Source organism: Pseudohongiella sp. O18, assembly GCF_021729085.1.
Classification (GTDB): domain Bacteria; phylum Pseudomonadota; class Gammaproteobacteria; order Pseudomonadales; family Pseudohongiellaceae; genus Pseudohongiella.
In genome coordinates this window covers 1,032,591-1,059,344 of sequence record NZ_JAJSAR010000002.1, presented here as the reverse complement: position 1 = coordinate 1,059,344, position 26,754 = coordinate 1,032,591, and the positions used below count along the sequence as shown (strand labels likewise).

Here is a 26,754-nt window from a genome sequence, read left to right as displayed (position 1 = left end):
CCAGAGCCAGAGCCAGAGCCAGAGCCAGAGCCAGAGCCAGAGCCAGAGCCAGAGCCAGAGCCAGAGCCAGAGCCAGAGCCAGAAGTGGAAGAAGTAGATGAGGAAGATGATATGCCGAAGAACTTTGACTCAGAGTATGAGGCAGATCCAGAACCGCAACCCACCGACGACGACACCTTTGCTGCCATGAAGCCAGAGGACGATATCGACATACTCTTCGATGACGAAGACAACGCGCGTCGCCTGGAAGCACTGGAAGAAAAAGAAGAGCCCGCCTCCAGGCGGCTGTTTGGCTGGGCCGGCGACACCTTCAGAAATCTGACGGCCGGCATGGCGGCCAGTCGCGCCAAGGCTGCGGCCAATGCAGAAGCCAAGGCGGAAGCCGAACGCCAGGTCAAAGCCGAGCGTGCCCGCCAGTTGCAGCTGGAAAAAGAAGAAGCCGAGCGCGCCGAAATAGAAGAGCAGCTGCGCCGCCGTGAGGAGGCTGAGCGTCGTGCCGCCGCTGAGCTGGCCCGGCAGCAGGAGCAGGGATACGATCAGGATCAGTTTGCCGACGAGGACTTTGCTGAGCAGTCATTTAATGCAGATGACCAGCCACATGATGAGTTCTATGACGAACCACCCCGCGCCGCGCCGACGCCAGAGCCGCGCAGCGCTCCCAAACGCAGCGCCAAAGAAAATCAGCTGGCCTTTGATATGAGCCGCGACGAAGAGGATGATCAGGAAGATCCGGGCTATAGCGAAGTGCTGGTCATCAATGTGATGGCGCGCCCCGGAACCGAGATTGCTGGTGATGAGCTGCTGCAGGTGCTGCTGGGCGCCGGCCTGCGCTTTGGCAACATGTCCATTTTCCATCGTCATGCTGATCGCCGAGGCGGCCCGGTGCTGTTCAGCGTGGCAAACGCCCTGAACCCTGGTACTTTTGATCTCAACGAGATTCATGAGTTCACCACAAAAGGTGTCTGCTTCTTCATGACGCTGCCCAATGTGGCCAACAACATGCTGGCCTTTGAACAGATGCTGGCCACTGCCAAACATGTACAGTCAACGTTGGATGCGGATCTGAAAGATGACAACCGTTCTGTGATGACGGCGCAGACGATTGAACATTACCGTCAGCGCATCCGCGACTTTGAGCTGCAGCAACTGAAACATGGCAAGCGATAATCAAACGAGCGAACTGAGTCGGGAGAGGGCTCAGCAGGAGCTCGCAGAGCTTCGGCAGCTGATCAATCACCACAACTCTCTATATCACCAGTATGACGCGCCGGAGATTCCTGATGCCGATTACGACAAGCTGTTTGATCGACTGATTGCCATCGAAGAACAGTTTCCCGATCTGGTGACACCTGACTCGCCTTCGCAGCGCGTGGGCGACGCACCGCTTGAATCCTTCAGGCAGGTGACACATGACACACCCATGATGTCATTGTCCAAGGTCTTTAATGATCAGGATCTGGCTGACTTCGAGGCGCGCATTCTCAAGCGCCTGGATTCGGAAGAAGTGCCACGTTACAGCTGTGAACCAAAGGTTGATGGTGTGGCCGTGAGTCTGCTGTATGAGCATGGTTTGCTTGTGCGTGGCGCCACACGTGGCGATGGTGTGACCGGCGAAGACATTACACACAACGTCAAAACCATTCGCAATATCCCGCTGCGCCTGAACAACAGCAAAAAGCACCCTGTGCCGGATCGGCTGGAAGTTCGCGGCGAAATCGTCATGACCCGGTCTGGTTTCGCCGCCATGAATGAAAAAGCCAGCAGCATTGAAGGCGGGCGCACCTTTGTGAATCCGCGCAATGCCGCTGCTGGCACGCTGCGCCAGCTGGATCCACGCATCGCGGCAGAGCGGCCGCTGCATTTTTTCTGCTACAGCGCGCATGTCAGTGCGGGTGATGGCACTGACTCAAACAGCGATCTTTCCTGGCCGGACTCCCACAGCGGCAGCCTGGAATTGCTGGGTAAGTGGGGCCTACCACTGAACCCGGATCGTGATGTGGTCACCGGCTACCATGCCTGTCTTGACTACGCCAACGAATTGCTCGGCAAGCGCGACGCACTGGATTACGAAATCGACGGCGCGGTGATCAAGGTCGACAACATCCGCCTGCAACAGGAACTGGGCAGCAATGCCCGCACACCCCGTTGGGCCATGGCTTACAAGTTTCCTGCTGAAGAGGCATCGACTGTTGTTAACGATGTGGAATTCCAGGTTGGCCGAACCGGGACCATCACGCCGGTGGCGCGTCTGGAACCCGTGTTTGTCGGTGGTGTCACGGTCAGCAACGCCACACTGCACAATATGGATGAAATAGCCCGCCTGGGCCTTCGTATCGGTGATCGTGTCATCCTGCGCCGCGCTGGCGATGTCATACCGAAGATTGTCAAAGTGATGGACGGGTCGCTGACGACGCAGTCTGATGCCGTCCCTGGTGCAGCGAACACGGCAGAGCGGCATGAGATCATAATGCCCAGCAACTGCCCGGCCTGCGACTCGCCAGTCGAGAAAGACGGCGAGGTGCTGTACCGCTGCACCGGCGGTCTGGTCTGTCCGGCACAGCGCAAGGAATCACTGCGGCACTTCTGCTCGCGCGCTGCCATGGATATTGAAGGTCTGGGTGAAAAACTGGTCGATCAGCTGGTCGAGGCCAACATGGTTCACACAGTTGCCGATGTTTTCACGCTCAGCAAAGAGCAGCTACTGACGCTGGAACGTATGGGCGAGAAGTCGGCAGACAACCTGCTCAATGCTATCGAAAAAGCCCGATCAACCACGCTGCCCCGGCTGCTCTATGCACTGGGTATCAGGGAAGTAGGGGAGGCTACCGCGCTGGCCCTGTCCAGTCATTTTGGCAGTCTGGAAAAACTGATGCAGGCCAGCGAAGAAGCGCTGGTCCAGGTCGAGGATGTCGGCCCGGTCATGGCGGCTCACATTGCACACTTCTTTGCCAATGGAGAAAACGACAAAGTCATCGCCGACCTGCGCGAGCGTGGTGTGACCTGGCCCGAGCATGAGGCGCAAACAGTATCGGACGAACTGGCCGGACAGACCTGGGTGCTGACCGGTACGCTGGAGACGCTGACCCGTGACGAGGCCAAAGCCCGTCTGCAGGCTATGGGCGCCAAAGTGTCCGGCAGCGTCTCCAAAAAAACCACTGTGGTGGTTGCCGGTCCCGGCGCCGGCTCCAAGCTGGATAAGGCCACAGAGCTGGGCGTCAAAGTCATTGACGAGCAGGAACTGCTTAAACTACTAGCTGAATAAGCGCCAGAACCAGTTTTTGCTCAGCTCCTCCCGACAATTGGCATACTGCACTCGATAACGTTCCGCATTGGCATCCACGGCATTGGCCGTACCCAGCAGCCAGCGTTTATCCCAATAGGTGCCGCGGTTATACCCTGTGTGTCCCTCATGATAGGCCAGGTACAGATTGCGGGCGTCATCCAGCGCGATCTCGCTGCGTTGCGGTGAAAAGTGGTTATACCAGCCGATAAAATCCACGGCGTCCTCAAAATTGCTGCGGCGCGCAAAGCGGTTGCCGGACTCACGCTGATATTCTGCCCAGGTGGAATCCAGCGCCTGCGCATAACCGCGCGCGGTTGAGGGACGAGTCCACGGGATAAACCCCAGCAAACGCGTGCGCTGCGGGCGTGCCCGGGCATGAAACGACGACTCCTGATAGATGAACGCCATCGTTACATGCACAGGCACACCCCAACGTTGTTCGGTCCGCTCGGCGGCTTTATACCAGTCACGCCGCTCCTCAAACATATCGCAGACGTTGGACACATTGCTGGGTCTGGTGGCGACACAGGCAGACAGACAGAGTGCGGTTACCAAGATAAGGAATCTCATGGTCTTTAGTGTAACACTCGAAAAGGACGGTGCAGGAATTTAACGCTTTTGGTTGCCGCGCCTGTTGTAGACGTAATTCGTCCCCCTTTTAGTCCCCCAGCATACCCAAATGGACTAGCCAGAAACTACAGCATATGCTTAAAAAATGGGCTACAATGCCGGGGTTTTTCAGGAAAAAGCTTTTAAAAATAAATCAGTACGCTAGAGCCACAGAATGATTAGAACCGTATGCCGTATTACTTCGCTGTTAGTCATGCTGACCGCCCTGACTGGCTGTGTGCTGGTTCCCGGTAGCAACATCGACCCCGACCAATACAGTACCGAAACGCAGGCTAACTGGTTCGAAGTCAACCGGGGTGTCTGGTTCCCCGGGCTGCGGGGTATCGGTCAGGCTGATACCGAAGAAGATGTCGCCGCTGTTGAGCGCACCGTTGATGTTGTGGCCATTACCTCCGATCTGATCGCCGATCAGAATCGTCAGCAGATGCTCAATAATGCGGTTGCTGCCGCGATGCCGGCGCGCCTGCAACAGGAGCTGGCAGAGTATCAATACCATGTAGGTAGCGGCGATGTGCTACAGATTACCGTTTATGACCACCCCGAGCTGACCAATCCCAGTGGATCCAACAATAACAACGCCGAGTTTTCCGGCATCATCGTTGAAAACGATGGCAGCATTTATTACCCGTATATAGGCAAGGTACAGGTCGCTGGCCAAACTGTAGACGAGATTCGAGAGGCAATCGCCACGCCACTGGCCGAGTTTATTACCGCCCCGCAAGTAGCAGTCAGAGTGCTCAACTACAACTCCAAGCGTGCTTATGTCACAGGGCAGGTAGGAGACCCAGGGCCACTATCGATTACAAATGTGCCGATGACCGTGCTGGATGCCATCGCACGTGCTGGCGGCCTGGCAGAAAATGCCAACTGGCATGATGTATTGCTGTCACGCAATGGTGAAGAAGTCCGCCTGTCCCTGTACGAGATGCTCAACAACGGCCGACTCGGCCAGAATATGCTGTTGCAGCATGGTGACGTGCTGCATGTGCCAGTGGTCGGTCAACGCCTGATCTTTGTGCTGGGTGAGCTCAATCGTGTCAATACGTTACCAGTTGGTAATATGAGTATGTCGCTGACCGAGGCACTGACCCGCAGTGGCGGTCTTAATCAGGTTACCTCCAATGCGGAGGGTATTTTTGTCATCCGCCCCAATGAGGCCGAGAACCCCAAACTGGCGACTGTCTATCAACTGAATGTCAAAAACGCCGTTTCCTTCGCTGTCGGGGCGCAGTTTATGCTGGAACCATCGGATATCGTGTATGTGACGACCGCGCCAGTGACGCGCTGGAATCGCGTAATCAGTCAAATCATCCCCAGTCTGAACGCGCTGATTACTGCGGACAGAGTGGGTACATTGTGATGAACATCGATGCAGGGAACGCATCATGAGCCCTTATAGCAACATACTGGTGGTCTGCCAGGGCAATATCTGCCGCAGCCCGGTAGCCGAGGCGTTGCTTAAGCAGGCACTGCCTGGCAAACAGATTCAGTCGGCGGGCCTGCGGGCCATGGTTGGGCATGGCGTTGAGGCTACGGCGGCAGAAATAGCGACAGCCGCCGGTCTGGATGTAAGTGAACATCAGGCGCGTCAGTTAAGCGCCGAACATGCGCAGTGGGCCGATCTGATCCTGGTGATGAGCCAGAATCAGCGCCGAATGCTTGGCCAGGTTGCGCCGTCAGCAATGGGCAAGTCATTGCTGCTGGGGCACTGGATACGGGCGGCGGGGACCAGAGCCAACAATGGTCAGGATATTCCCGATCCCTACAAAAAGAGCCGGGATGTGTTTGAACACGTACATAAATTGATGGAAGAGGCCGTCCAGCTTTGGGCTGCCAAGATCTAACGAACATTACCCACGATCAGTCATCAGAAGTAGAACAGGTGTTATGACAGAAGCCGCTCAGCAATCCCGTGCAGCCAGCTCCATCCGGAACAGCCAGTCCGGACCCGCCGATGATGAGGTCGATCTTGGTTATTTGCTGGCAATCTGTCTGGATAACCGTTGGCTGATCATTATTATCACGGTTCTGACCACTTTTTGTGGTGCGGCCTATGCCTGGCTGGCAACGCCTGAATACCGTGCGGATGCCCTGTTGCAGGTTGAGCAACGTGCCAACAATCTCGGTGCGCTGGATATGGCACTTTTGGGGCAGGAAACCACCCAATCTACTACTCAAAGTGAAATACTGCGCTCGCGCATGATCATGGGGCAAGCCGCACAACAGGCGGGTCTGGATCTGGTGGTTCAGCCTAACTATTTTCCCGTTATAGGTGAAGCACTGGTACGTCGCGGGACCGAACGGCCCGGCTGGGCACTGGGAAGCCCACACGCATGGGCTGGTGACAGCATCGATGTGGGCGAGCTGCTGGTCGAACAGGCGCTGCAGGGGCGCCCTCTGACACTGAAGATCACCGGCCCGACCAGCTACACCCTTAGTAATGTTGATGGCGATGTACTGGGTACGGGACAGGTCGGCCAATGGTTGCGACAGGGCCAGCCGTATGTGGAGCTACTTGTGGAGCGCATCACGGCACCCGCTGATGTCGAATTTACCCTGATCAAACGCAGCGAGACGCAGATGATCCGTTATCTGCAGGGCCGCTTTGAAGTCGCCCAGCGTGGCCGTGATACCGGCATTCTGGAGCTGACATTAACCGGGCCGAATCCCCAAGAAATCCAGCGTTCTCTGGATGCAATTGCCGATGTTTACCTGGTGCAAAATATCAACCGGCAAGCCGCCGAGGCTGAAAGCCGGTTGGAGTTTCTCGAGCAACAGACTCCTTTGATCCAGGACAATCTGAACTCGGCAGAAAGTCGTCTGAACGACTACCGGGCCACCCAGGACAGCGTGGATCTAGACTTCGAAACTCGTAGCATGCTGGAACGCCTGGTTGAGCTTGAAAGCGAGTTGAATACCCTTCAGATTCAGGAGTCGGAACTGGCACAACGCTTTACACCCAGTCATCCCAGCTACCAGGCGTTGCTAGAGAAACGCCGTCAGCTCGTGGGAGAACGCAACCGCCTGGAAGAGCAGGTGGACACGCTGCCAGAGACACAACGTCAGGTACTGCGTTTGAACAGGGATGTGGAAGTCAGTCAGCAGATTTACATGCAGATGCTCAATGCCACCCAAGAACTGCGAATCGCTCGCGCTGGCACAGTGGGCAATGTGCGGATACTAGATAATGCTCTGGTAGGCAACAATCCCATTTCTCCTCGTACCAATTTGATAATTGCTATTGCTCTGATCGCTGGCTTAGCACTGGGGCTGATGGTGGTACTTGTTCGCCACATGTTGCACCGAGGAGTAACCTCCGTGGAGGAGCTGCAGGCACTGGGGTTGCAGGTATACGCCACTGTTCCGCTGTCCGAAAAGCAGCAAAGACTGTTCGACCGATTTACAGCGCAGAAAACTCGCCGTCGCTTCAGCAAGGTGTTAGGGAAGCAGCTCGGCGATCGTGTCAGTAAGCCCCTGGCAAAGCGCCATCGTGGTCGTTCCGAAGGAGGGGTATTAGCCATAATGGACCCGAGTGATCTCGCGATCGAGGCATTGCGCAGCCTGCGTACAAGTCTGCATTTTGCCATGTTGGAAGCAAGTAATAACCGGCTGATGTTGACCGGTCCAAGCCCAGCGGTGGGTAAGAGTTTTATTTCTACTAATCTGGCGGCCATTTGCGCACAAGGTGGTCAGCGAGTGTTGCTTATAGATGCTGATATGCGCAAAGGACATATTCATCGTTCATTTGAGGGAAATAGCGAGTCCGGATTGAGTGATTTCTTGGTTGGCGACACACCTCGAGATGAAGTTATCAGAAGTACTGAGTTGGAGACATTGGATTACATAGCCCGAGGAACCGCACCGCCCAATCCCTCTGAGCTGCTTATGACACGCCGTTTCAGCGAATTTCTTGACTCGCTTGGTCAGGAGTATGATCTTGTAATCATCGATACGCCTCCGGCCCTAGCGGTAACAGATGCCGCAGTAGTTGGCAAGCAGGTAGGTGCCACATTGATGATTACTCGGTTCCGGGAAAACAATCCTAAGGAAATTGAACGTGCGCTGCAGCAGCTGGAAAGTGCGGGAGTTCCGGTCAAGGGAAGTATACTTAATGCCATCGAGCGTAGTGCCTCAGCCTACTATGGTTATGGATATGGCTACGGGTACTATCAGTATGAGTATAAATCAGAAAAAGATGAGTAAAGCTCTAGGCTTGTTTTAGGTTAGCTCAATTAGAGGTGTTGCAAACTATCAATGACATGTCTAGCATGTTCATATATTGAACATGGGTCATATAGCATGTTAACCGACGACGCTCGCTACAAGATCTTCAAGGCATTGGAGGCTAATCCAGACCTTAGTCAGCGCCAGTTGGCAGAGGAGGTTGGTGTGAGCCTCGGAAAGATCAACTATTGCCTGCAAGCCCTTATCGATAAGGGGCAAGTAAAGGCAAAGAATTTTAGCAAGAGTTCTAACAAAAAACGCTATCTCTACGTACTGACTCCCGCCGGCATGGAAAGTAAGGCCAAGCTTACAAAGCGATTTCTTAAACGAAAATTGGCCGAGTACGCTGCGCTTAAAGCAGAGATTGCTGAAATCCAGAAGGATCTGGAGACAACTCGATGAAAAAATGGTACATCCTGCAATGTAAGCCAAGGCAATTGCTCCGGGCACGGATGAATCTAGAGAACCAAAACTATTGCATTTGGTACCCAACCCATTTGGTCAATCGCATCGCTCGTCGACAAAACACAGTATGCAGCGAAGCAGTATTTCCCGGTTATCTGTTTATTGAATTAGAAGAAAATCGAACCAACTGGCGCGCCCTGAATAGCACCCGAGGAGTTTCACGAGTGCTAAGTCTTAACGGCGCACCAATACCGGTTCCAGAAGACTTGATGGCATCTCTACGCGAAAAGTACAAGTTTCTTCATGACCCACTCCCCTTGTATAAGGCAGGGGATATAGTTCGAATCACGGAAGGCTGCTTTTGCGACATTAACGCTATCGTCAAAGCGGTCACCCCTGATGATCGAGTTGTTATTTTATTGCGTTTGTTACACAGAGAACACTCCCTAACCTTATCGCCAGCCCAGCTTGCCGTTTAATAGTTATGAGTAGTGTTCACACGACGATGCTGCGAATTGAAACCGGATACAGTGCAGCATAAAAGCATAAACAGAACTGGCAGTGTTTCTGAACAACACAAGCCTCAGCGAGATGCCGCATTTTTGCACAGGTAGGGCGGTAGCGTATCTAAATCTATGAAGTTGGCTCTAACAATATCGTTCGTATTCTTATCTCCATCGGGGTTCTCACAATCGGATTGCCCGGAATTTTGTTTCTGACGTTTATTGCGATTACACAACTATATTAATGAGTGACCAGTTTCCATGAGCGTTAGTCGCAACAAGCGGATAGCAAAGAACACGCTGCTTTTGTATTTCAGGCAGTTACTTATACTCTTTGTCAGTTTGTACACTGTAAGAGTTGTCCTAGATGTTCTTGGAATCGAAAACTATGGGTTATTTAGCGTAGTTGCCGGACTTATAGCTTTAAGTGGATTTTTATCTGGATCACTCGCATCTGCCACCCAGCGATTTTTTTCGTATGCGCTTGGGAAGAAAGACAAGGATGCGCTGAAGAAAACGTTTACTACGAATATATTACTGTACGTCATGATCTCGATAGTTGCTGTCATTGTGTTAGAAACAGCAGGGTTATGGTTTGTCAATAATCAACTTGAAGTACCTCAACAGAGAATAGATGAAGTTAGGACTCTCTATCAGTATTCGATCATCGGGTTTGTTGCGAGTATTTTTACGTCGCCATTCATCGCAATATTAATTGCTCACGAGGATATGAGGATTTATGCATACACATCTATAGTTGATGTGTGCGTAAAGCTAGGCGTGGTTTTTTTACTTGAGTATTTGCCAGGAGACAAGCTGCCATTATACGGGCTGCTACTTGCATGCGTGGCTTGCGCAAATGCTATCGTTTATATCTTAATTTGCTTATACAAGTACGAAGAATGCCAAATTAAGGAGTTTCACTGGGACAGTAAGCTCATAAAAGAGATATTGGGCTTTACGAGCTGGACAGTGTTCGGACAATTTACTTCTGTAATTAGAACTCATGCAGTAACGGTACTGCTAAATCAGAGTTTCAACCCTATAGTAGTCGCATCTAGGACGATCGCCATAAATGTCGCTAGTAGGATAAATCTATTCTCGAGTAATTTTAATACAGGGTTGTATCCCCCAATAGTCAAGAGTTATGCAGCGGGAAATATTCAGGATATGTTTTCCTTGGTGAGCAACGGCTCAAAGATAACATTCTTTTTGCTTTGGTTGTTCGCTTTACCGATGATAGTAGAGATGGACTATATTTTGGGCATTTGGTTGGCTGAGGTCCCAGATCATGCAGTTCTATTTACGCAGCTGGCGTTGATCGAATCGATCATTATGTCTCTTAGTTTGCCTTTAACTACCGCTGCGCGAGCAACGGGAAAAATGAGACTGTATGAGGTTTCACTTGGATCTATACAAATTGGTCTTTTTCTTACAGCATGGCTCGTTCTCACATATGGAGCTCCAGCATACTCAGTATTTCTAGTTGCAATCTCGGCTAATGTCCTCATGTTTGTTGTAAGGTTATATATCGTTGAGCGAATTACGGGGCTGAGTATGAGAAGGTATTTAATAACAGTGCTGGTTCCTGTTGCTGGAATTGTATTAACTACATTACTACCGGTAGTGACTTTGTCGTATTTTTGGCCTGGCGATTTTTTGTTTGTTATTGCTTTGTTTATATGCAGCATGTGCTTATCTATTGCCTCGATGTACTACATTGGTCTCGACAAGAATCATAGGTCGATGGCTTTGAATTTGGTTAAGAAAAAATTATCACTTGGAACGATGACATGACAAAGGCGCTAGTGCTTGGTGGAACTGGCGCTATGGGAGCCCACTTAGTAGATCTGCTGGAGGATGAGGGCTACCAAGTTTATGTGACCACTAGAAAAAATCGTACACCACATGGTTCTATAAAATATATTGTGGGGGACGCTAAGGATTCAGCCTTTATTGACACGCTCGTCGGATCAAACTGGGATGTGATTGTCGACTTCATGCATTATAGCACTCAAATTTTTGAGTGCAGAGTAACAAGGTTTTTGAACTCAACTCGACAATACGTTTACTTGAGCTCAGCGAGAGTCTATGCGGACTCCTCATCATCAATTGGTGAAAATCATCCCCGACTATTGGATACATCGAGGGACACTAGTTTCCTGGAATCTGATGAATATGCTATAGAAAAGGCGCAGCAGGAGGATGTACTACTAAACACTGGCCTTAATAATTGGACCATAGTGAGACCCTATATTACTTTCAGCGAGAATCGATTACAGCTTGGGATTTTCGAAAAAGAGGGTTGGCTGTACAGAGCACTTAGGGGAAGAACTATCATTTTTTCCCAGGATATGAACGAAAAGATCACGACTCTCTCTTACGGTCTTGAAATAGCAGTGATGATCAAATCAGTTATAGGAAATCCAGAAGCATTGGGTCGGATCTATAATACAACCACATCTGAACATATCCGGTGGAACTCGGTTATAAAGATTTATCTCGATTGTATCGAGAATTTCAATGGGTCAAGGCCAAAGGTCCTATTGGTTGGGGAGCAGGAATTAATGAAATGCAAACCTGTTAAATATCAGTTCAAGTACGATCGAATATATGATCGAAAATTTGATAGCTCTGAGGTCTTACAATTCTGTCCCGATTTAAATTTTAGAAGTGTTTCAGAATCGCTAGCAAGCTGTGTCGAAAAATTCTTAGAGCGAAGAGAGTTTAATCAAATAGATTGGCGGTCGGAGGCTATCAAGGATCGAATCTGTGGCGAAATGGCAGAACTCTCAGAAATACCAGGGCTGCGAAGAAAGCTGCAGTATATTTTTTACAGATTCGCAATATTAAAGCCTAGAGTTGAGGGGCGATAGAATGACTGGATTTTATACGGACGAAAAGAATGCTCAGATTGTTATCTCGCTGTTAAAGTCTCATGGTATTAAGCGCGTAATCGCTTCGCCTGGTGGAACTAATATGGCCCTAGTAGGTAGCATGCAGAGAGATTCGTTCTTTATTCTATATTCAGCAGTCGATGAGCGATCAGCTGCATATATGGCGTGCGGACTTGCGCATGAAACTGGTGAGCCCGTAGTGATTAGTTGTACCGGTGCTACAGCGTCCCGAAATTACATGCCTGGTATGACTGAGGCGTATTACCGTAAATTGCCAGTTCTGGCCATAACTTCAGTTCTGGCCACTTCCAAGGTGGGTCACTTGGTAGCCCAGGTCATTGATCGTAGCACCAAGCCAAAGGATGTCGCGAAGTTCAGTGTGTCGTTGCCAATTGTTAAAGATGATGAAGACATTTGGGAATGTGAGGTGAAAGTCAATCAAGCCATTTTAGAGCTTTGGAGGCATGGCGGAGGGCCGGTCCACATCAACTTACCAACAGTTTACAGTAGATCTTACAACGTTAGTACTCTTCCTAAGTATCGAAAAATAGAACGGATTAAGCCAAATGGCATTTTTCCTCCGCTTAGAGGAAAGGTTGCTGTTGTCGTAGGTTCGCATAGAAAATTTTCTGCTAGCGAGCAAGAGCAGTTGGATCAGTTTTGTGCTTCAAACGACGCTGTGGTTTTCTGTGACCACACCAGTTCATACAATGGCGCCTATAAAGTGCAATTTTCACTAGTAGCTACTCAGAGCATGATGGATAGAAGTGCAGACAAACCAGATATAACAATACATATTGGAGAAATATCTGGAGACTATCCACTGTTGTCTTTGCCAGGTAAAGAAGTATGGCGAGTTAGCGAGGATGGTGAAATTCGTGACACATTCAGAAAACTTAGCTATGTATTTGAGATGGATGAATCCACTTTCTTCGCCAATTACTCGAATAAAACTAATGTATCTAGCAGTTACCTAAACCAGTGTTTGGTGCAGTTGGAAGAAATTCGCAATTGCATACCAGACTTGCCATTCTCGAATATTTGGATAGCTTCGCGGCTAGCTGCAATAATGCCTGAGAACTGTGTCATTCATTTTGGAATCTTGCATAGCTTGCGATCATGGAACTTATTTGATTTACCTCCAACTGTAACCTCAGCGTCAAATGTTGGGGGGTTCGGTATAGATGGATCGCTGTCGTCTGTTTTAGGTGCTTCGCTCGCTGACGATTCGAAAATTTATTATTGCATTCTTGGGGATCTTGCGTTTTTCTACGATATCAATGCGCTGGGTAACCGCCATATAGGCCGAAATTTGCGAATCTTATTAGTAAATAACGGTAAAGGAACAGAATTTCGCAACTATAGTCATGCGGCAGCTCACTTTGGTGAAGAAGCAGATGCATATATTTCTGCGGCGGGACACTTTGGATCAATGTCTAGGACTTTAGTCAAGAATATTTCGCAAGACTTTGGGTTCGAATACCTTTCAGCCTCCAATAAGGTCGAATTTGATGCAAGTTACAGTAAATTTATTGACCCGTTGATTCAAGACCGTCCCATTTTATTCGAGGTATTTACTGATAGTGAAGAAGAGAGTGATGCACTTGAGGCGATAAGAAGTATCAAGCGGGATCCTCAGAAGGCCGCAAAGACTTATGTAAAAAAGATTATGGGTGACAAGTCTGTACGGATCGTTAAGCGAATATTGAAAAAGTAGAAGTGCGTATTAATAATTTCGTGACCTTATATAGAAAAAAGGGGAGTCGTTAGTGACAGTTAAAGTAGGAATATTGACATTCCACTTTGTTAACAATTACGGAGCTTTGCTACAAGCTAAGTCGTTGCAGACTTATTTGGATTCGTTGTCGGTTGATAGCGAAATAGTAAACTACGAATCATTTACCAGAAGAAAGCTGTACGCTATAAGAGGGTTGAAAGATTGGAGACAACGAGTACACGCTCTCACTTCAATCCCCTCGCAGATTAGAAAAATAGCAAAATTTGATGACTATCGTGCTAAATCCCTGAATTGTAGTGCCTATGTTAGTTCGGCTGAAGGTTTGGTTTCTGAACTTAGGAAGTACTCTCACTTGATAGTAGGAAGTGATCAAGTATGGAATCCGAAATATGGTGAAGGAGCGGTTGACGCTTATACTCTAAACTATCCAAATATTCTCGCGAAACGAATTAGTTACGCAGCATGTGTCGGTTCGTCTTCCGTCAATACGTATTTGCTACAAAAGTCTAATGCTGCATTTGATGAATTTTCTGCGATTTCTACTAGAGACGAGTTCTCAAAGAAGCTGATACAAGAGTTAACTGGCAATGAGTCTATTACTAAGGTGCTTGATCCATCATTTCTGATTGATTGGAATCTGTATGTTCTGAGCGAAGGGAAACCAGACCTGGAATGTGGTGATTATATTCTGGTTTATGGATTCTCTCGGGAGATCTTCGAACTGGTTGAATACCTTGCGAGGAAGTACCCTGGTAGGCGGATATTGGCTATAGGCATGGAGGGGGAATTTTTCTTGAGTAATCGAGTCGAGCACCGACATGACGTTGGACCCTCTGAATGGATTCGGTTGATGCATGGTGCGGCAATAATCGTAACAAAGTCCTTCCATGGATTCTCACTAGCTGTTAATTTGAACAAGGAGCTTTATTTCCCGATTACGTCTCAACGCTCAATGGATAGGATTACAGATCTCTGTGATACATTGGAGATTGACGAGAGTCATACATCCGAGATTGATTGCGATTTTGGCGTGATAAAAGTTTTACACGTGATCGAGTATGAACAAATTCGTGAAGTCCTAGATAGGAGAGTGTCAGAGTCTAAGGGTTACCTTATGGCTAATCTATCAATCTAGTGCTTGTGTTCAATTTCTCATTATAGAGTTGAGAGTGCCGAGTCCAATTAAACAAGACTATGTGCCGAGAAGGTCTTTAGATAGCCTGCCTTCGATTCAGTCTTTGTCGTTTCCACTTATGGTATTAAGAATCTCCTCAAATTGACATAATCTGACATGAACTCTCGAGATATTGTAAACCCTTTTTTTTCGGTTGTTATGCCGCTATACAACAAGCGGTCTGTAGTGCGACGTGCCATATTCTCAGTAGTCGAGCAGTCATTTAGTAATTTTGAATTGATTATAATTGATGACGGCTCCACTGACGGCTCTTTGGAGGAGATCGGGTATTTTACAAGTGACGGAAGAGTTAGGATATTACAAACTGAAAATTTTGGTGCAGCCTCCGCAAGGAATTCTGGTATTGATATGGCAATTGGCAAGTTTATCGCGTTTATCGATGCTGATGACGAGTGGGATAACGGTTTTCTTGCCTATATGCACCAACTGATTGAACAAAACCCCAATCGCATAATATTTTCTTCGGCATATGCTGAGGTTTTCGAATTAGAGTGCAAAGAAAGACAGATCCCAGGTCTCGGGGAGATTGATCTGCAAGCGACAAGTCAAATTGTTTTGGAAGCTCCCGATTATTTTCAGAAATTGATTGGTATGGGTTACTCAATCAACAACTCATCTACTACGGTAGTAGACAGGAATTTCATATGCAAATATGAGGTTCGCTTTCCTGTTGGGCAGAAGTACTATGAGGATCACTACGTTTGGTACAGTCTGGTATCCTTGGGTGGGCTAGTTTATGGGCCAAAAGTGTTAGTGAAAATTTATAAAAATGCTGAAAATCGTAGTCATAGTTCATGGACTGTAAAGGTTGCCGTCGATTCACTATTACAACTTCAGAGCAACCTGAAAGGATTTTACTCTCGTATCGACGAAACAGTTCCTAGTTATATATCGCGTACAATTACCAGTCGAGCTAGCTACATAGCTAGGATTGCGATTCGTCAATCAAATTTTCAGGAATACAAGTATGTTCTGTCGTCATGTCCAATTGGCCCTTTTTATAGACTTGCGGAGTATTCTGTCGTATTTCACTTGTATAAAAGGCTGGCGGCTTTGGTGTCTAAAGTCCGAAGCATAAGAGCAGTGTAAATTAGGGTAATAAGATTCACCCCCTGAAGCTTTGTGCTGATTGTGAACAAATTTATCTTTGACCTACATAACTTAATGAAGTGTTTTTATTGGAAATGAAAGTCTTTATTTACACACGCCTTTGGTTCTTGCAGAGCGAAAATTCATTTGTCACAAAAGATGTGGAGGGTGCATTACTTAAAGACCTTTCTTCCGATTACACTTATTGTTCACTGGTTGGATCACTTGGTTGCCTTACAAAGCACGAGTTTCTCAGTAGCTACACATATCAATATGATGTGTCGCGAAATCACGTTTTGTACCTGATAGACCGGCGAAAAAATTTCCGCAGCCTCGAATACATTAAGCTCGTCCTGGTTTCAGTTGTTGATTTTCTTCGATCTGATGACTGTATTCTCTTCATTCCGCCGTTACCTGCTACATTGCTTTTAATTCTGGGGACGCTCATGAGGAAGAATATTATTGTTTATACCGGCACGGACATTGAGGAAAGCTTGAAAACTGAAAGCAAATTGAAGCTCGGCTTTCTAAAGTCTGTCTCGAAATCAGTTGAATGGTTGTCTAGAAAAACGATAACCTCAAGCACGAATCTGTACCAGTCGCTGTCAATAAGCGGGCGAAAGGTAGAGCCCCCAAAACCCATAATCCCTCGTGTTTTTTATGAACCGCCCGAATTAAGGAGCGGCTTCATCTCTGACAAAACTTTGATACTGGGATTCTCAGGTTACGTAATTCCAAGAAAAAATGTTGAATTTCTTGTGAGGGCTACGATTGCGCTCAAATCACACGTCGACGTAGAGCTACGTATCTTCGGATTTGTAAATGAGACAGATTATTATAGCGAACTAAAAACTATTATTTCTGATTCGGGCGCCTCGGATTTTGTTATTTTTGTTGGTGGTAGCAATGATCCAGCAGACGTGCGCCGGTTTTATGAGGACATTGACGTTTTGTGTGTGTCGTCTCATTCAGAGGGGTTTCCCCGCGTGATCTATGAAGCTATGGTCTCGGGATGCCTACTGGTTCTACCGGATAAAGAATATATTGTAAATTCTTGGTTGCCTGCAGATTGCTACTTTATTTACGATCATCAAAGAATTCAATCGTTTGTTAGTATTTGTGTCGCCATAGTAAATAACCCATATGATTGTATTGCGATACGTAGATCTGCTCATCACTATATTGGGGAATTTCTAAGTGAATCTAGTCGGGATCAATTTGTAAGAATGCTGAATAATGATTGAACGACGGTTAAACTGCCATAATTGACCTATTGCCATTATCGTGAATACTACACCCACAGAAGTGACGAAAAGACAATAAAATGCCTTCCAGATCATCAACGAATGGAATTAGTACTGCGAATCTGGTTTCGCATTCCGTTTTGGGTTTCTTTTCTCCTTTGTTATCTCTTTTTTCGCTTGCAACTGTTGCTACAGTAAAGACTGTAGGCTATCGGACAGTCGACTTGACTGTCCTGATAGCTTCGGTGGCGATTGCACTATTGAATACTACGAAGGTACCCGAAAGCGACTTGTATAATTATCTGCTGTTCTATGAGCAGGCGACCTCGGTCAGTATGGATGAGTATCTGTCGGCCAGGGATTACAGAGACCCATTTTTTCATTGGTTATCTTTTATAATTGCACGAGTGTCAAATGCGAACCATTTAATATATGTGTTTGTCATAACTTTTGTTGTCTTTTTATTTTTCCTCAAGGCTGTTGAAAATATTGGGCGTTCAAGTGGATTGTCAGCCTCTATCGTCCTAATTCTGGTGATTGCTGCCGCATTTTTTGGGCCCAGTGTGTCATTGTCAGGCCATTTGCTTAGGCAAATGTTGGCTGGTTCTTTAGTGTGCTACTTTATCTCTACTCTTGATAACACGCAGCCTTCAAAGTTTAATTGGGTATACTTGTTGCTTTCTGTCTTAACTCACATATCGGTCTTTCTTTTCTTTCCCATATTAGTCGCCAGAATCTATCAGGGCTCCAAGTACTCAAAGTATTTCAACGCAGGTGCGCTGCTACTCTTTGTCTCTTTTTCTGTGTTCTTGTTCAGCTCGGCAGGAAGAACTGTTCTCTCGGATGCTGCATTCATTGGCGTTTTGGTTGCTAGATCGTCGTCATTAGATGGCGCCGATATTCAGGCTCTGTCGCTTTTGTCGTTGCTCATTATATTTGCGACATTCATGATCTCTGTCTTCATAGTGTTATTAAAAATGAAAGGCAAGTTGACAGGCCCGCTGCCGACTATAGGCTCGACCCTCAGCTTGTACTTAATATCGTTCGTACTGATAACCTACCTCTTGGGCGGTAATGAGATATCGAGCAGATACTTCTTTTTTGTCTATATGCTAATGCTTGCATTGTTACCCTTGGCACTTGTGGGTTTCAAGAATAAGAGGATTGTTGCACTCACAGTCTTATTATTATCACTAGCAAGCTTTTATATATCTGTCATTGATGGTGTTTGGCAGTACGATGGCTTATGGTTGTCACTAGTGTTTCCAATTGGATTGTTGGGAATTTGATAGATATCGGGAGTTACTACTTTATTGTTTTCTTTCAACGATTGAATCTGTCACTTAGTCTGTTTGACTTGCTTCGATGTTGAGGTACAAGCTACTCCAGCGGTCAGACTATGCATGTAACGAAACTTTTAGAAATTGAGGTGTTGAAGTATTGAGAATATATATTGCTGGTCACAATGGAATGGTCGGTTCTGCTATTAGACGAGCGTTGCTTTCATCTGGTCAAAGAGATTCGGACCTCATCTACAGAGATCATTCTCAATTGGATCTTACCAACCAGGCTGCTGTTGATAAGTTCTTTGTATCTGAAAGGCCAGATATTGTATACCTTGCAGCTGCAAAAGTTGGGGGTATTCATGCCAATAACACATATCCAGCGGATTTCATTTATCAGAACCTCATGATCCAGTCGAATGTAATACATTCAGCCTTTCGTCATGGGGTTAAGAGGTTGTTATTCCTAGGCTCGAGTTGTATATATCCCAAGGACGCGGATCAACCTATAAGCGAATCGGCGCTGTTAACAGGTAAGCTTGAACCAACGAATGAGCCATATGCGATTGCTAAGATCGCAGGAATAAAGCTATGTGAAAGTTACAATCGTCAATTCGGGGAAAGCCATGGAATTGACTATCGGGCAGTTATGCCGACAAATTTATATGGGGTGGGCGACAACTATCATCCTGAGAATTCACACGTGATTCCTGCTCTGATTAGGCGCTTTCACGAAGCAAAGTTGCGCGGTGATCCTGTTGTAACGATTTGGGGGTCTGGCAGTCCGAGGCGCGAGTTTTTATATGTTGACGACATGGCTCTTGCGTGCATTCACGTAATGAATGTAAGCAAAGATGAATACGATTCTTTTGTGTCCCCAATGCTTAGTCATGTAAACGTTGGTTCTGCTGAGGACATCTCAATATCGGAGTTGGCAAATCTAATTAAGGAGGTGGTTGGGTATGAAGGTGATATTGAATATGATCTGTCAAAACCTGATGGGACTAAGCGTAAATTGTTGGATGTTAAGCTACTTAATAGATTGGGATGGAAAGCAAAGGTATCTCTAAAGGCGGGTCTAAATATAACCTATTCTGAGTTTAGGAATAGTGAGAAAGCCGTGCGCTCTAAATGATTTGCTACAGTATTCATGATTATTCTATAGAAGGTTAAAATGAACAGTAATTACGAAGGCCGAAGGGCGCTAATAACAGGCGTGACTGGCCAGGATGGCTCTTATTTGGCTGAGTTCCTCTTGGAAAAGGGATACATCGTACATGGCATTAAGCGAAGAGCCTCATCTTTCAATACTCAGCGAGTAGACCATATTTATCAGGATCCGCATCATACTGACCAGAATTTCAAGTTACATTATGGTGATCTCACTGATACTTCAAACTTGGTCCGAATTATTAAAGAGGTGCAACCGGATGAAGTTTACAATTTGGGTGCGCAGAGTCACGTCGCAGTAAGTTTCGATTCTCCAGAATACACTGCAGACGTTGATGCGTTAGGTACTCTGCGGATACTTGAAGCTATACGCTTGTTGGGTCTCGAGAAGAAAACGAAGTTTTACCAAGCGTCGACCTCTGAGTTGTTTGGATTGGTGCAAGAAGTTCCACAGAGAGAATCTACTCCTTTTTACCCTAGAAGTCCTTATGCCGTGGCAAAATTGTACGCATATTGGATAACGGTTAATTACCGTGAGGCGTATGGGATGTTTGCATGCAATGGAATACTCTTCAATCATGAGTCTCCCCGACGGGGAGAGACATTCGTAACTCGCAAAATCACCAGAGGGCTTGCGAACATTGCTCAAGGATTAGAGACCTGCTTATATCTGGGTAACTTAGACGCATTGCGAGACTGGGGGCATGCGCGTGACTATGTCCGCATGCAGTGGTTGATGCTCCAAAAAGAGGTTCCTGAGGACTTTGTAATCGCGACCGGTGTGCAGTTTAGCGTAAGGCAATTCGTGGAGTGGAGCGCATTGGAACTCGGTATTCAGTTGCGGTTCGAAGGTGAGGGTGAGAATGAGGTGGGTATTGTGCATTCAATCTCTGGATGCAATGCTCCAAATTTGAATGCGGGACAAGAGATTATAAGGGTGGACCCGCGTTACTTTAGGCCCGCAGAAGTTGAATCTTTGCTCGGCGACCCCTCCAAGGCTCGGAGTTGTTTGGACTGGATGCCAGAAATTACGGTACAAGAGATGTGTCGTGAGATGGTTCAGCACGACTTGGAGCTTGCCAAAAGGTATGCCCTTTTGAAGAGGAATGGATTCAGTATACCGATTAGTGTTGAGTCCTGAAGCAGTCGCATGCCTGACAACGCTCCACGTTTATTCGAGGTTGTTCATAAATGATCTGTAAAAGTGCTACTGATCTCGCGCCTGTAGTATTCTTTTGTTACAAAAGATTGGACGAAACTCAGAGGGCAATTGAGAGTCTCGCTGCAAATTACCTCGCAAAGCAAACATCTATATATATTTTCTCTGACGGCCCAAAATCATCGTCAGATGAGGACAAAGTAGTTCAGGTCAGAAAGTATATAAGGCAAATATCAGGCTTCAAGAACGTCCTTGTAGAAGAGGCTGAGTCCAATAAAGGTTTAGCGGCATCAGTTATCCAAGGGGTCGATAAGGTACTTGTCAAGTATAACAAGGTAATCGTTTTAGAAGATGATCTGATTACATCTCCAAATTTTCTAGACTTTATGAATCAGGCTTTAAATGCCTACCAGGATAATACAAATGTGCTTTCGGTTTCCGGTTTTTCTCTAAGTCTTCCTGGATTATCTAAGAGATATGAGGAAGGGATTGACGCTTACTTAGGGTATCGTGCATCTTCGTGGGGGTGGGGGACTTGGGCAGACCGCTGGCGAGATGTAGATTGGGACATAACATACAATTCAGAATTCCCATTGAGCCCGGGTCTGCGAAGAAGGCTGGAGTTAGGTGGTTCGGATCTGGTCAAAATGCTTTCTAATCAATTGACAGGGCGTATAGATTCTTGGGCTGTTCGCTTCTGCTACCATCAAGCAAAGAGAAATCAGACAACTGTGTTCCCCACTCGATCTAAGGTCGTTTCCATAGGGTTCGATGCTAATGCTACACATACAACTAACGGGTGGCGGTTTCGTACTAGTTTAGATGCTGGGGGGCAAAGGGACTTCTCTTTCCATACTGCAGATCAAGTGGAAGATAAGCTTGCAAGGGAGTTTAGAGGTAAATTCTCTATTCCAGTACGAATAATTGACAAAGCTTTAAGAGCGTATAGCAAAAAATTTGGGCCATAAGTGGCTAGAACCGTTTAAATTTGATAATTCGGAAATGGAAGGCTTACTGGATGCGTATATTACTAGTCCACAATTACTACGGTTCTGGAGCGCCATCCGGTGAGAACATTGTTGTGGATGCGGAAGAAAAGCTGCTGATAGACGGTGGCAATGAGGTTATAAGATATTCCCGATACAGCGATGATGTTCGTAGGCAAGGTACTTTTGGGTTGATTAGGGCGTCTTTGTCTACGCCATGGAATCCTTTTTCTGCACGTCGTTTGAGCGAACAAGTGAATGAGATTCGGCCAGATATTGTTCACGTACACAATACATTCCCAATGATATCACCTTCTATTTTTCATTCGATTGGTAGCGGTATTGCTAAGGTGATTACATTACACAATTATAGGCTTTTATGTCCTGCTGCGATCCCAATGAGAAACGGGAATGTGTGTACCGAATGCATTTATAAGAGATCTGTGCTGCCATCGCTATTGCATGGTTGTTATCGAGGAAGCAGGCTGTCGACTGTTCCGCTTGCCGCTAATGTCGCTTTACATAGAAAGATTGGAACGTGGAATAGCAAAGTAGACGCCTTTATAGCATTGTCTCAATTCCAGAAAGATCAAATGGTGATGGGCGGCTTTCCAAAGGAGAAAATACACGTTAAGCCAAATTTTTATGCTGGTGACCCTGAATGGGTCCCGATATCAGCGAGAGAGAATTGTGTTGTTTTCGTCGGTAGGCTAGGTGCTGAAAAGGGCGTCAAGACATTGTTGGAGGCTTGGCGGCGATGGGGGGACAGTGCTCCGTTGCTACGTGTTATAGGAGATGGCCCTTTGAGGCAGTATATGGAGTCTGAATCGCAGGGTCTAAATATAGAGTTTAAGGGACAAGTGCAGGCCGATATTGCGCAGCAGTACATAGCAAGATCTCGGCTGCTTGTTTTGCCCTCAGAATGGTTTGAAGGCTTCCCAATGGTTCTTCGCGAGGCATTCGCATTTGGAACGCCCTCTGTCGTGTCAGACCTTGGGCCGCTTCCAAGTATTGTACAAAACGGAGTCAATGGCGTCGTATTTCAGGCGGGAAACAGCTACTCTTTATTAACATCAATTCGTGAGACATTTTTCGATACTGAGAAGCTATGTCGAATGTCTGCCTCGGCTCGTCAGTCCTTTGAGTCGCTCTACACCGAGAAAACAAATTACAAGCAGCTTATTGGTATATACGAACGTGCGCGTGAAGTCAGTCAGTTGAGTCGTAAGTAGCAGCACACAAGGCAGAATCCACATTGGCGAATCCGTGATATTGTGCAATATTAAAATGAATAGTATAAAAGTGGGCATTGTAGAATGAAGGAACATCGTCTTGAAGCATCGAGCTGTACGGCCCGAAGTATTGTGGCCGGAGTGAACTTCACTGTTATTGATAGTGAGCGGCTCACGTTGTTCAAAAGAAGCGTTGGTGTATCTGGCCAGAGAGTGTGTGTGCTAAATGCACGTGCTCTTTATCACGCGACCCAAAACGTGCACTATCGTGATTTGGTCAACTCAGCAGATATTGTTGTTCCAGATGGAATGCCAATCTTCAGAATATTGAAATGGCGTGGCTTTACAAACATGGTCAGAATTCGTGGCATTGATATTTTCAATCATCTGCTTACTGACTCGGAAGTTTCAAAGAAGCGGCATCTTTTTTTGGGTACGAATGCATCAACTTTAGACAAACTTCGTAATGCGCTTCAAGAGGCAGGTAGGTTGCCAGCACTGTCTATGTTTGAACCATTGCCATATGGTAGCGAAGATGAAATTAAACGAACTATGAACCTACAGAGATTGAAGAATTTCGATCCAGAAGTCGTATGGGTTAGTTTGGGTGCGCCAAAACAAGACAATATTGGAGCCTTTTTGTCGTCCGAACTTGCCTTGAGTACAGTTGTAGGTGTGGGTTTGGTCTTTGACTACGTTGCGGGGAATGTGAGAAAGCCTCCAGAGTTTGTCGCGCGATATGGCTTTGAGTGGTTGTTTAGGATATTTACACAAACCAAACGAGCCAAGTATTTTATAAAGCCATTTTTCTTTATCCTCCGTGAAATGATCTATGAGGCATTCACGAAGCTGTTCGGAAGGGCTCACAACTGATGCAGTATTCAATCTTGGGTGACATCTGTCCGGCTAGATTGGTCGAACTTTCAGATCGGGGGGTTGTTTCACATGACCTGAAATCGCATCTTGCTGGGAGATTTGTGGTTGCGAACCTGGAAGCGCCAATAGCACGGGAAGTGGACGATAGTCTGGATCACTTGGTATTCCAAGGACGTCCAGAATTTATGGAACATCTACAGTTTGTTTCTGCGTTTTCTCTGTCTAATAATCACATAAATGACCTCGGTGATGCAGGAATGCAGTCAACTGTTGACTACCTTGACGGATACAAGTTTTTGCACGGTGGATTGTTCTCGGACAGGTTTGAACCGCTTAATGCAGGGGCTGTGGATTTCATATTTGCGTCAGACATGATGAATATCCCGTTTCCAAGTGAGTCAAGATTCAAATATCTCTACATGTACTCAGATGAGCTCCTGGAGTCCATAGATAGTGCGCGTGAGAAGGGAAGGTTCGTTGTACTTTACCTGCACACGGGTTTGCTTTTCTGTAGATTGCCAAGTCCGATGATTAGGGAGAGGGTGTACCAATTGATCGATCTTGGTGTTGATCTGGTGATTACTGCCCACAGTCACTGCTTCGGCGCCATAGAGCGATATAAAGAGAAGGTCATCTGCTACAATCTGGGTGACTTTTTGATGGACGGTCAGTCTATGAGAAGAAGAACATCTATGATTTTCGACTTCAGTTTATCGGAAAGCAGAGATTGTCAGTCTAAGATAATAGACTATGCTGTCAAGTTCTGTCGGAATGATGACTACCATGTATCTGAAACAAAGGGCTTGAATAAAATTATTTGCTTGCTGGTATTCAAGTGGAATTCTCTTCTTTTGAAGCTCCCAAGTGGATTCTACAAGGCAGTTTTTAATTTCATTTATAGGGTTAACTTGGCTTCCCATGTGGTATCTACTCTGTCTTTCCTTGTGAGATCGCGAGGGGTCAAAGGCACGTATCGTCAACTTGTAAAAAGAAAAGACGAGGTTCTCAGGTATTTCTCATGGGTTAAGAAAGACAGACGTGACACATCAACCGATTATGATGCGATAGAGAATAACCGAAAGAAGATCACCACGAAGGACATTTCATAGTGGAGCGAGATGTAGAGTATATAAAGCCATCGAAGGGCGCATACCTGGCGCGGGTGTCGTTGTCTTTGCTCCGGTTTAGGACATGGAAATACTTCGCCTATAGTCTAGCTTACTGGTTTGTAAATTTCGTTGTCCCTAGAAGTTCTGTTTCAGTGGGACATAGGTCGGATATTCATCCTACTGCATTGCTCAGGCATGCAGAGCGCATTTTTGTCGGTGACAATGTTTTAATAAACCACGGAAACGTATTACAAGCAGGCAAGGCAAAAGCTAAAATACTACTTGGGAACTATGTACATACAGGTCCAAATGTAATGATGTTTGCCTATAACCATCGGTTTGAGAAAGGAACTCCTTCTAAGACTCAGAACTATGACGAAGCGGATATCGTCGTCGGCAATGATGTATGGATAGGCGCAGGTTCTATAATTCTTGCAGGTACTGTAATTGAGGACGGCTGTGTAATAGCCGCTGGTTCAGTCGTCAGAGGCAAACTGGAAGCGAATGGCATATATGTTGGAGTACCAGCCAAGCTGACTGGTCACCGAAGATGAAACTGAAACGCGCTATTATTCTACTTGGCGCTGAAACACCTCAAGTCCTGTACTGTATTGACTCATTCAGGGTTCGTGATGTTCACATAATATGTGTTGGAAACGGGACTGTGTTCTACAGCTCATTTAATCGATATGTCGAGAAGAATATTCACCTAGATGAATTGGCTAAATTTTCATGTGACTACAGAATTAGAGACGTATTCGACGTATATCAAGAGGTATTCCTTTATGCGCTCAATGAGACCTACCAACAACTGCTGATTGATCAATCAGCAGCATTCCCCCAAAATGTTAGAACTGTAATGCCAGATGTGAATGGCGTTCTTTTGGTGTCCGATAAGGCGGAGTTTCTTGATCTTTGTACGAACTTGAATGTGCCGGTATTGCCTTATCGCCGACTGGAAATAGAAGTAGGCAGACAGACTCTAGACTCGTGTGATATTCCTTTACCGTGGATTCTTAAGCCCAATAGAGGAAGTGGTGCTAGAGGTTTTCTAGTTGTCTCTGATCGGTCGCAACTACAATCACTTAACGTTTCGAAGTTTGAAGGCTACCATGTTCAGCAGTTCGTAGAGAGTGCAAAGCAATATAAGTTTACAGCTAGCTGCAAAGACGGGAGGCTTTTGAATGGGGTCTGCTTGCATAAAATGCGGTACTTCCCTGTGTCAGGCGGAAGTTGCACTTTCGGCGAAATTGTGGAAATAAATGAGATTCACGATATTTGTTCTAAAATAATTAAAGAGCTCAGCTGGGATGGGGTAATTGATTTTGATATTTTGTCCCCAGGTCCAGATGAGTATTATCCCATTGAAGTAAATCCCCGCCTTCCAGCTTGTGTGAAATACTCCTACTGTGCTTCTGTTGACTTCGTTGACGACGTTTTTGAAAGCTATTTGGGGCCGAGGCCGACGAGTCATGAGTGGAGGCCTAGTAAATATGTTCACTTTATTACGTTGGACCTCGCTAGAGCGATAGTACTGTTGTTTAGACTTAGACTCTCCGGGCTTATAGATCTTTTTGGTACATTACGAAACGGCGCCATGAGAGTTGACTGCTATCGGGCGTTTAAGTTTTCAATTGTCTCTTCTCTTCTGGTTCAGATTTCAAAATTTACAAGTCCTAAATTTCTAAAGAACAAATTTTTTAACAAGGGATAGCTAATGTTCCCGTCACT

At 46.5% G+C, this 26,754-nt stretch carries 23 protein-coding genes; 22 read left to right on the top strand and 1 reads right to left on the bottom strand.

Annotated features, from left to right (window positions below; translation table 11 throughout):
- Together zipA and ligA are read left to right on the top strand one after the other, a co-directional pair.
- Positions 1-1,167, top strand: a 1,167-nt coding sequence (zipA, locus tag LVD14_RS12135) for a cell division protein ZipA (RefSeq protein ID WP_272907281.1), incomplete at its 5' end; no start/stop codon positions are given.
- Positions 1,154-3,262, top strand: coding sequence for an NAD-dependent DNA ligase LigA (gene ligA / locus LVD14_RS12130; protein ID WP_237134329.1), 2,109 nt, complete (start codon positions 1,154-1,156; stop codon positions 3,260-3,262). The genes zipA and ligA, both read left to right, overlap by 14 nt.
- Here ligA and LVD14_RS12125 read toward each other — a convergent pair.
- Positions 3,251-3,838 carry a transglycosylase gene (locus LVD14_RS12125; RefSeq protein ID WP_237134328.1) on the bottom strand — a complete coding sequence of 196 codons (588 nt, stop codon included), beginning with the start codon at positions 3,836-3,838 and terminating at the stop codon, positions 3,251-3,253. The two genes, ligA and LVD14_RS12125, sit on opposite strands and share 12 nt — an antisense overlap.
- 229 nt (positions 3,839-4,067) lie before the next feature.
- Between LVD14_RS12125 and LVD14_RS12120 the strand changes: the two genes are divergently transcribed.
- The 20 genes from LVD14_RS12120 (at position 4,068) to LVD14_RS12025 (ending at position 26,737) form a co-directional block, all read left to right on the top strand.
- Positions 4,068-5,273 carry a polysaccharide export protein gene (locus LVD14_RS12120; RefSeq protein WP_237134327.1) on the top strand — a complete coding sequence of 402 codons (1,206 nt, stop codon included), beginning with the start codon at positions 4,068-4,070 and terminating at the stop codon, positions 5,271-5,273.
- A 25-nt stretch (positions 5,274-5,298) separates the two neighbouring features.
- On the top strand, positions 5,299-5,757 hold the full coding sequence (locus tag LVD14_RS12115) for a low molecular weight protein-tyrosine-phosphatase (protein ID WP_237134326.1): 459 nt from the start codon (positions 5,299-5,301) through the stop codon (positions 5,755-5,757).
- Positions 5,758-5,800: 43 nt separating this feature from the next.
- Positions 5,801-8,116 (top strand): polysaccharide biosynthesis tyrosine autokinase, encoded by a 2,316-nt coding sequence (locus LVD14_RS12110; RefSeq protein ID WP_237134325.1) that lies wholly within the window; start codon positions 5,801-5,803, stop codon positions 8,114-8,116.
- Between the two features lie 96 nt (positions 8,117-8,212).
- Positions 8,213-8,539, top strand: a complete 327-nt coding sequence (locus LVD14_RS12105) for a MarR family EPS-associated transcriptional regulator (RefSeq protein WP_237134324.1) — start codon at positions 8,213-8,215, stop codon at positions 8,537-8,539.
- A complete protein-coding gene (rfaH, locus tag LVD14_RS12100) occupies positions 8,536-9,021 on the top strand; it encodes a transcription/translation regulatory transformer protein RfaH (protein WP_237134323.1) in 486 nt (161 codons plus the stop codon). Before LVD14_RS12105 ends, rfaH begins: the two co-directional genes overlap by 4 nt.
- 285 nt (positions 9,022-9,306) lie before the next feature.
- Complete coding sequence (locus tag LVD14_RS12095) at positions 9,307-10,842, top strand: MATE family efflux transporter (protein WP_237134322.1); 1,536 nt, start codon at positions 9,307-9,309, stop codon at positions 10,840-10,842.
- Positions 10,839-11,921, top strand: coding sequence for an NAD-dependent epimerase/dehydratase family protein (locus tag LVD14_RS12090; RefSeq protein ID WP_237134321.1), 1,083 nt, complete (start codon positions 10,839-10,841; stop codon positions 11,919-11,921). Before LVD14_RS12095 ends, LVD14_RS12090 begins: the two co-directional genes overlap by 4 nt.
- Position 11,922: 1 nt before the next feature.
- A complete protein-coding gene (locus LVD14_RS12085; RefSeq protein WP_237134320.1) occupies positions 11,923-13,659 on the top strand; it encodes a thiamine pyrophosphate-binding protein in 1,737 nt (578 codons plus the stop codon).
- 52 nt (positions 13,660-13,711) lie between these two features.
- On the top strand, positions 13,712-14,815 hold the full coding sequence (locus LVD14_RS12080; protein ID WP_237134319.1) for a polysaccharide pyruvyl transferase family protein: 1,104 nt from the start codon (positions 13,712-13,714) through the stop codon (positions 14,813-14,815).
- Between the two features lie 156 nt (positions 14,816-14,971).
- Positions 14,972-15,964: a glycosyltransferase family 2 protein gene (locus tag LVD14_RS12075; protein ID WP_237134318.1), complete on the top strand. Its 993-nt coding sequence runs from the start codon at positions 14,972-14,974 to the stop codon at positions 15,962-15,964.
- A gap of 95 nt (positions 15,965-16,059) precedes the next feature.
- Positions 16,060-17,208: a glycosyltransferase family 4 protein gene (locus LVD14_RS12070; RefSeq protein WP_237134673.1), complete on the top strand. Its 1,149-nt coding sequence runs from the start codon at positions 16,060-16,062 to the stop codon at positions 17,206-17,208.
- 80 nt (positions 17,209-17,288) lie between these two features.
- Positions 17,289-18,497 carry an EpsG family protein gene (locus LVD14_RS12065; protein ID WP_237134317.1) on the top strand — a complete coding sequence of 403 codons (1,209 nt, stop codon included), beginning with the start codon at positions 17,289-17,291 and terminating at the stop codon, positions 18,495-18,497.
- A gap of 151 nt (positions 18,498-18,648) precedes the next feature.
- Positions 18,649-19,626, top strand: a complete 978-nt coding sequence (locus tag LVD14_RS12060; RefSeq protein ID WP_272907280.1) for a GDP-L-fucose synthase family protein — start codon at positions 18,649-18,651, stop codon at positions 19,624-19,626.
- A gap of 39 nt (positions 19,627-19,665) precedes the next feature.
- On the top strand, positions 19,666-20,802 hold the full coding sequence (gene gmd, locus LVD14_RS12055) for a GDP-mannose 4,6-dehydratase (protein ID WP_237134316.1): 1,137 nt from the start codon (positions 19,666-19,668) through the stop codon (positions 20,800-20,802).
- A gap of 50 nt (positions 20,803-20,852) precedes the next feature.
- On the top strand, positions 20,853-21,788 hold the full coding sequence (locus LVD14_RS12050; RefSeq protein WP_237134315.1) for a glycosyltransferase: 936 nt from the start codon (positions 20,853-20,855) through the stop codon (positions 21,786-21,788).
- A 50-nt stretch (positions 21,789-21,838) separates the two neighbouring features.
- On the top strand, positions 21,839-23,038 hold the full coding sequence (locus LVD14_RS12045; RefSeq protein ID WP_237134314.1) for a glycosyltransferase family 4 protein: 1,200 nt from the start codon (positions 21,839-21,841) through the stop codon (positions 23,036-23,038).
- Positions 23,039-23,122: 84 nt separating this feature from the next.
- On the top strand, positions 23,123-23,911 hold the full coding sequence (locus tag LVD14_RS12040; RefSeq protein WP_237134313.1) for a WecB/TagA/CpsF family glycosyltransferase: 789 nt from the start codon (positions 23,123-23,125) through the stop codon (positions 23,909-23,911).
- On the top strand, positions 23,911-25,023 hold the full coding sequence (locus LVD14_RS12035) for a CapA family protein (protein WP_237134312.1): 1,113 nt from the start codon (positions 23,911-23,913) through the stop codon (positions 25,021-25,023). Before LVD14_RS12040 ends, LVD14_RS12035 begins: the two co-directional genes overlap by 1 nt.
- Complete coding sequence (locus tag LVD14_RS15570) at positions 25,023-25,577, top strand: acyltransferase (RefSeq protein WP_237134311.1); 555 nt, start codon at positions 25,023-25,025, stop codon at positions 25,575-25,577. The genes LVD14_RS12035 and LVD14_RS15570 overlap by 1 nt, the downstream gene beginning before the upstream one ends.
- Entirely contained in the window at positions 25,574-26,737 is a 1,164-nt protein-coding gene (locus LVD14_RS12025; RefSeq protein ID WP_237134310.1) for an ATP-grasp domain-containing protein, read from the top strand. Before LVD14_RS15570 ends, LVD14_RS12025 begins: the two co-directional genes overlap by 4 nt.
- The last annotated feature ends 17 nt before the right edge of the window (positions 26,738-26,754 follow it).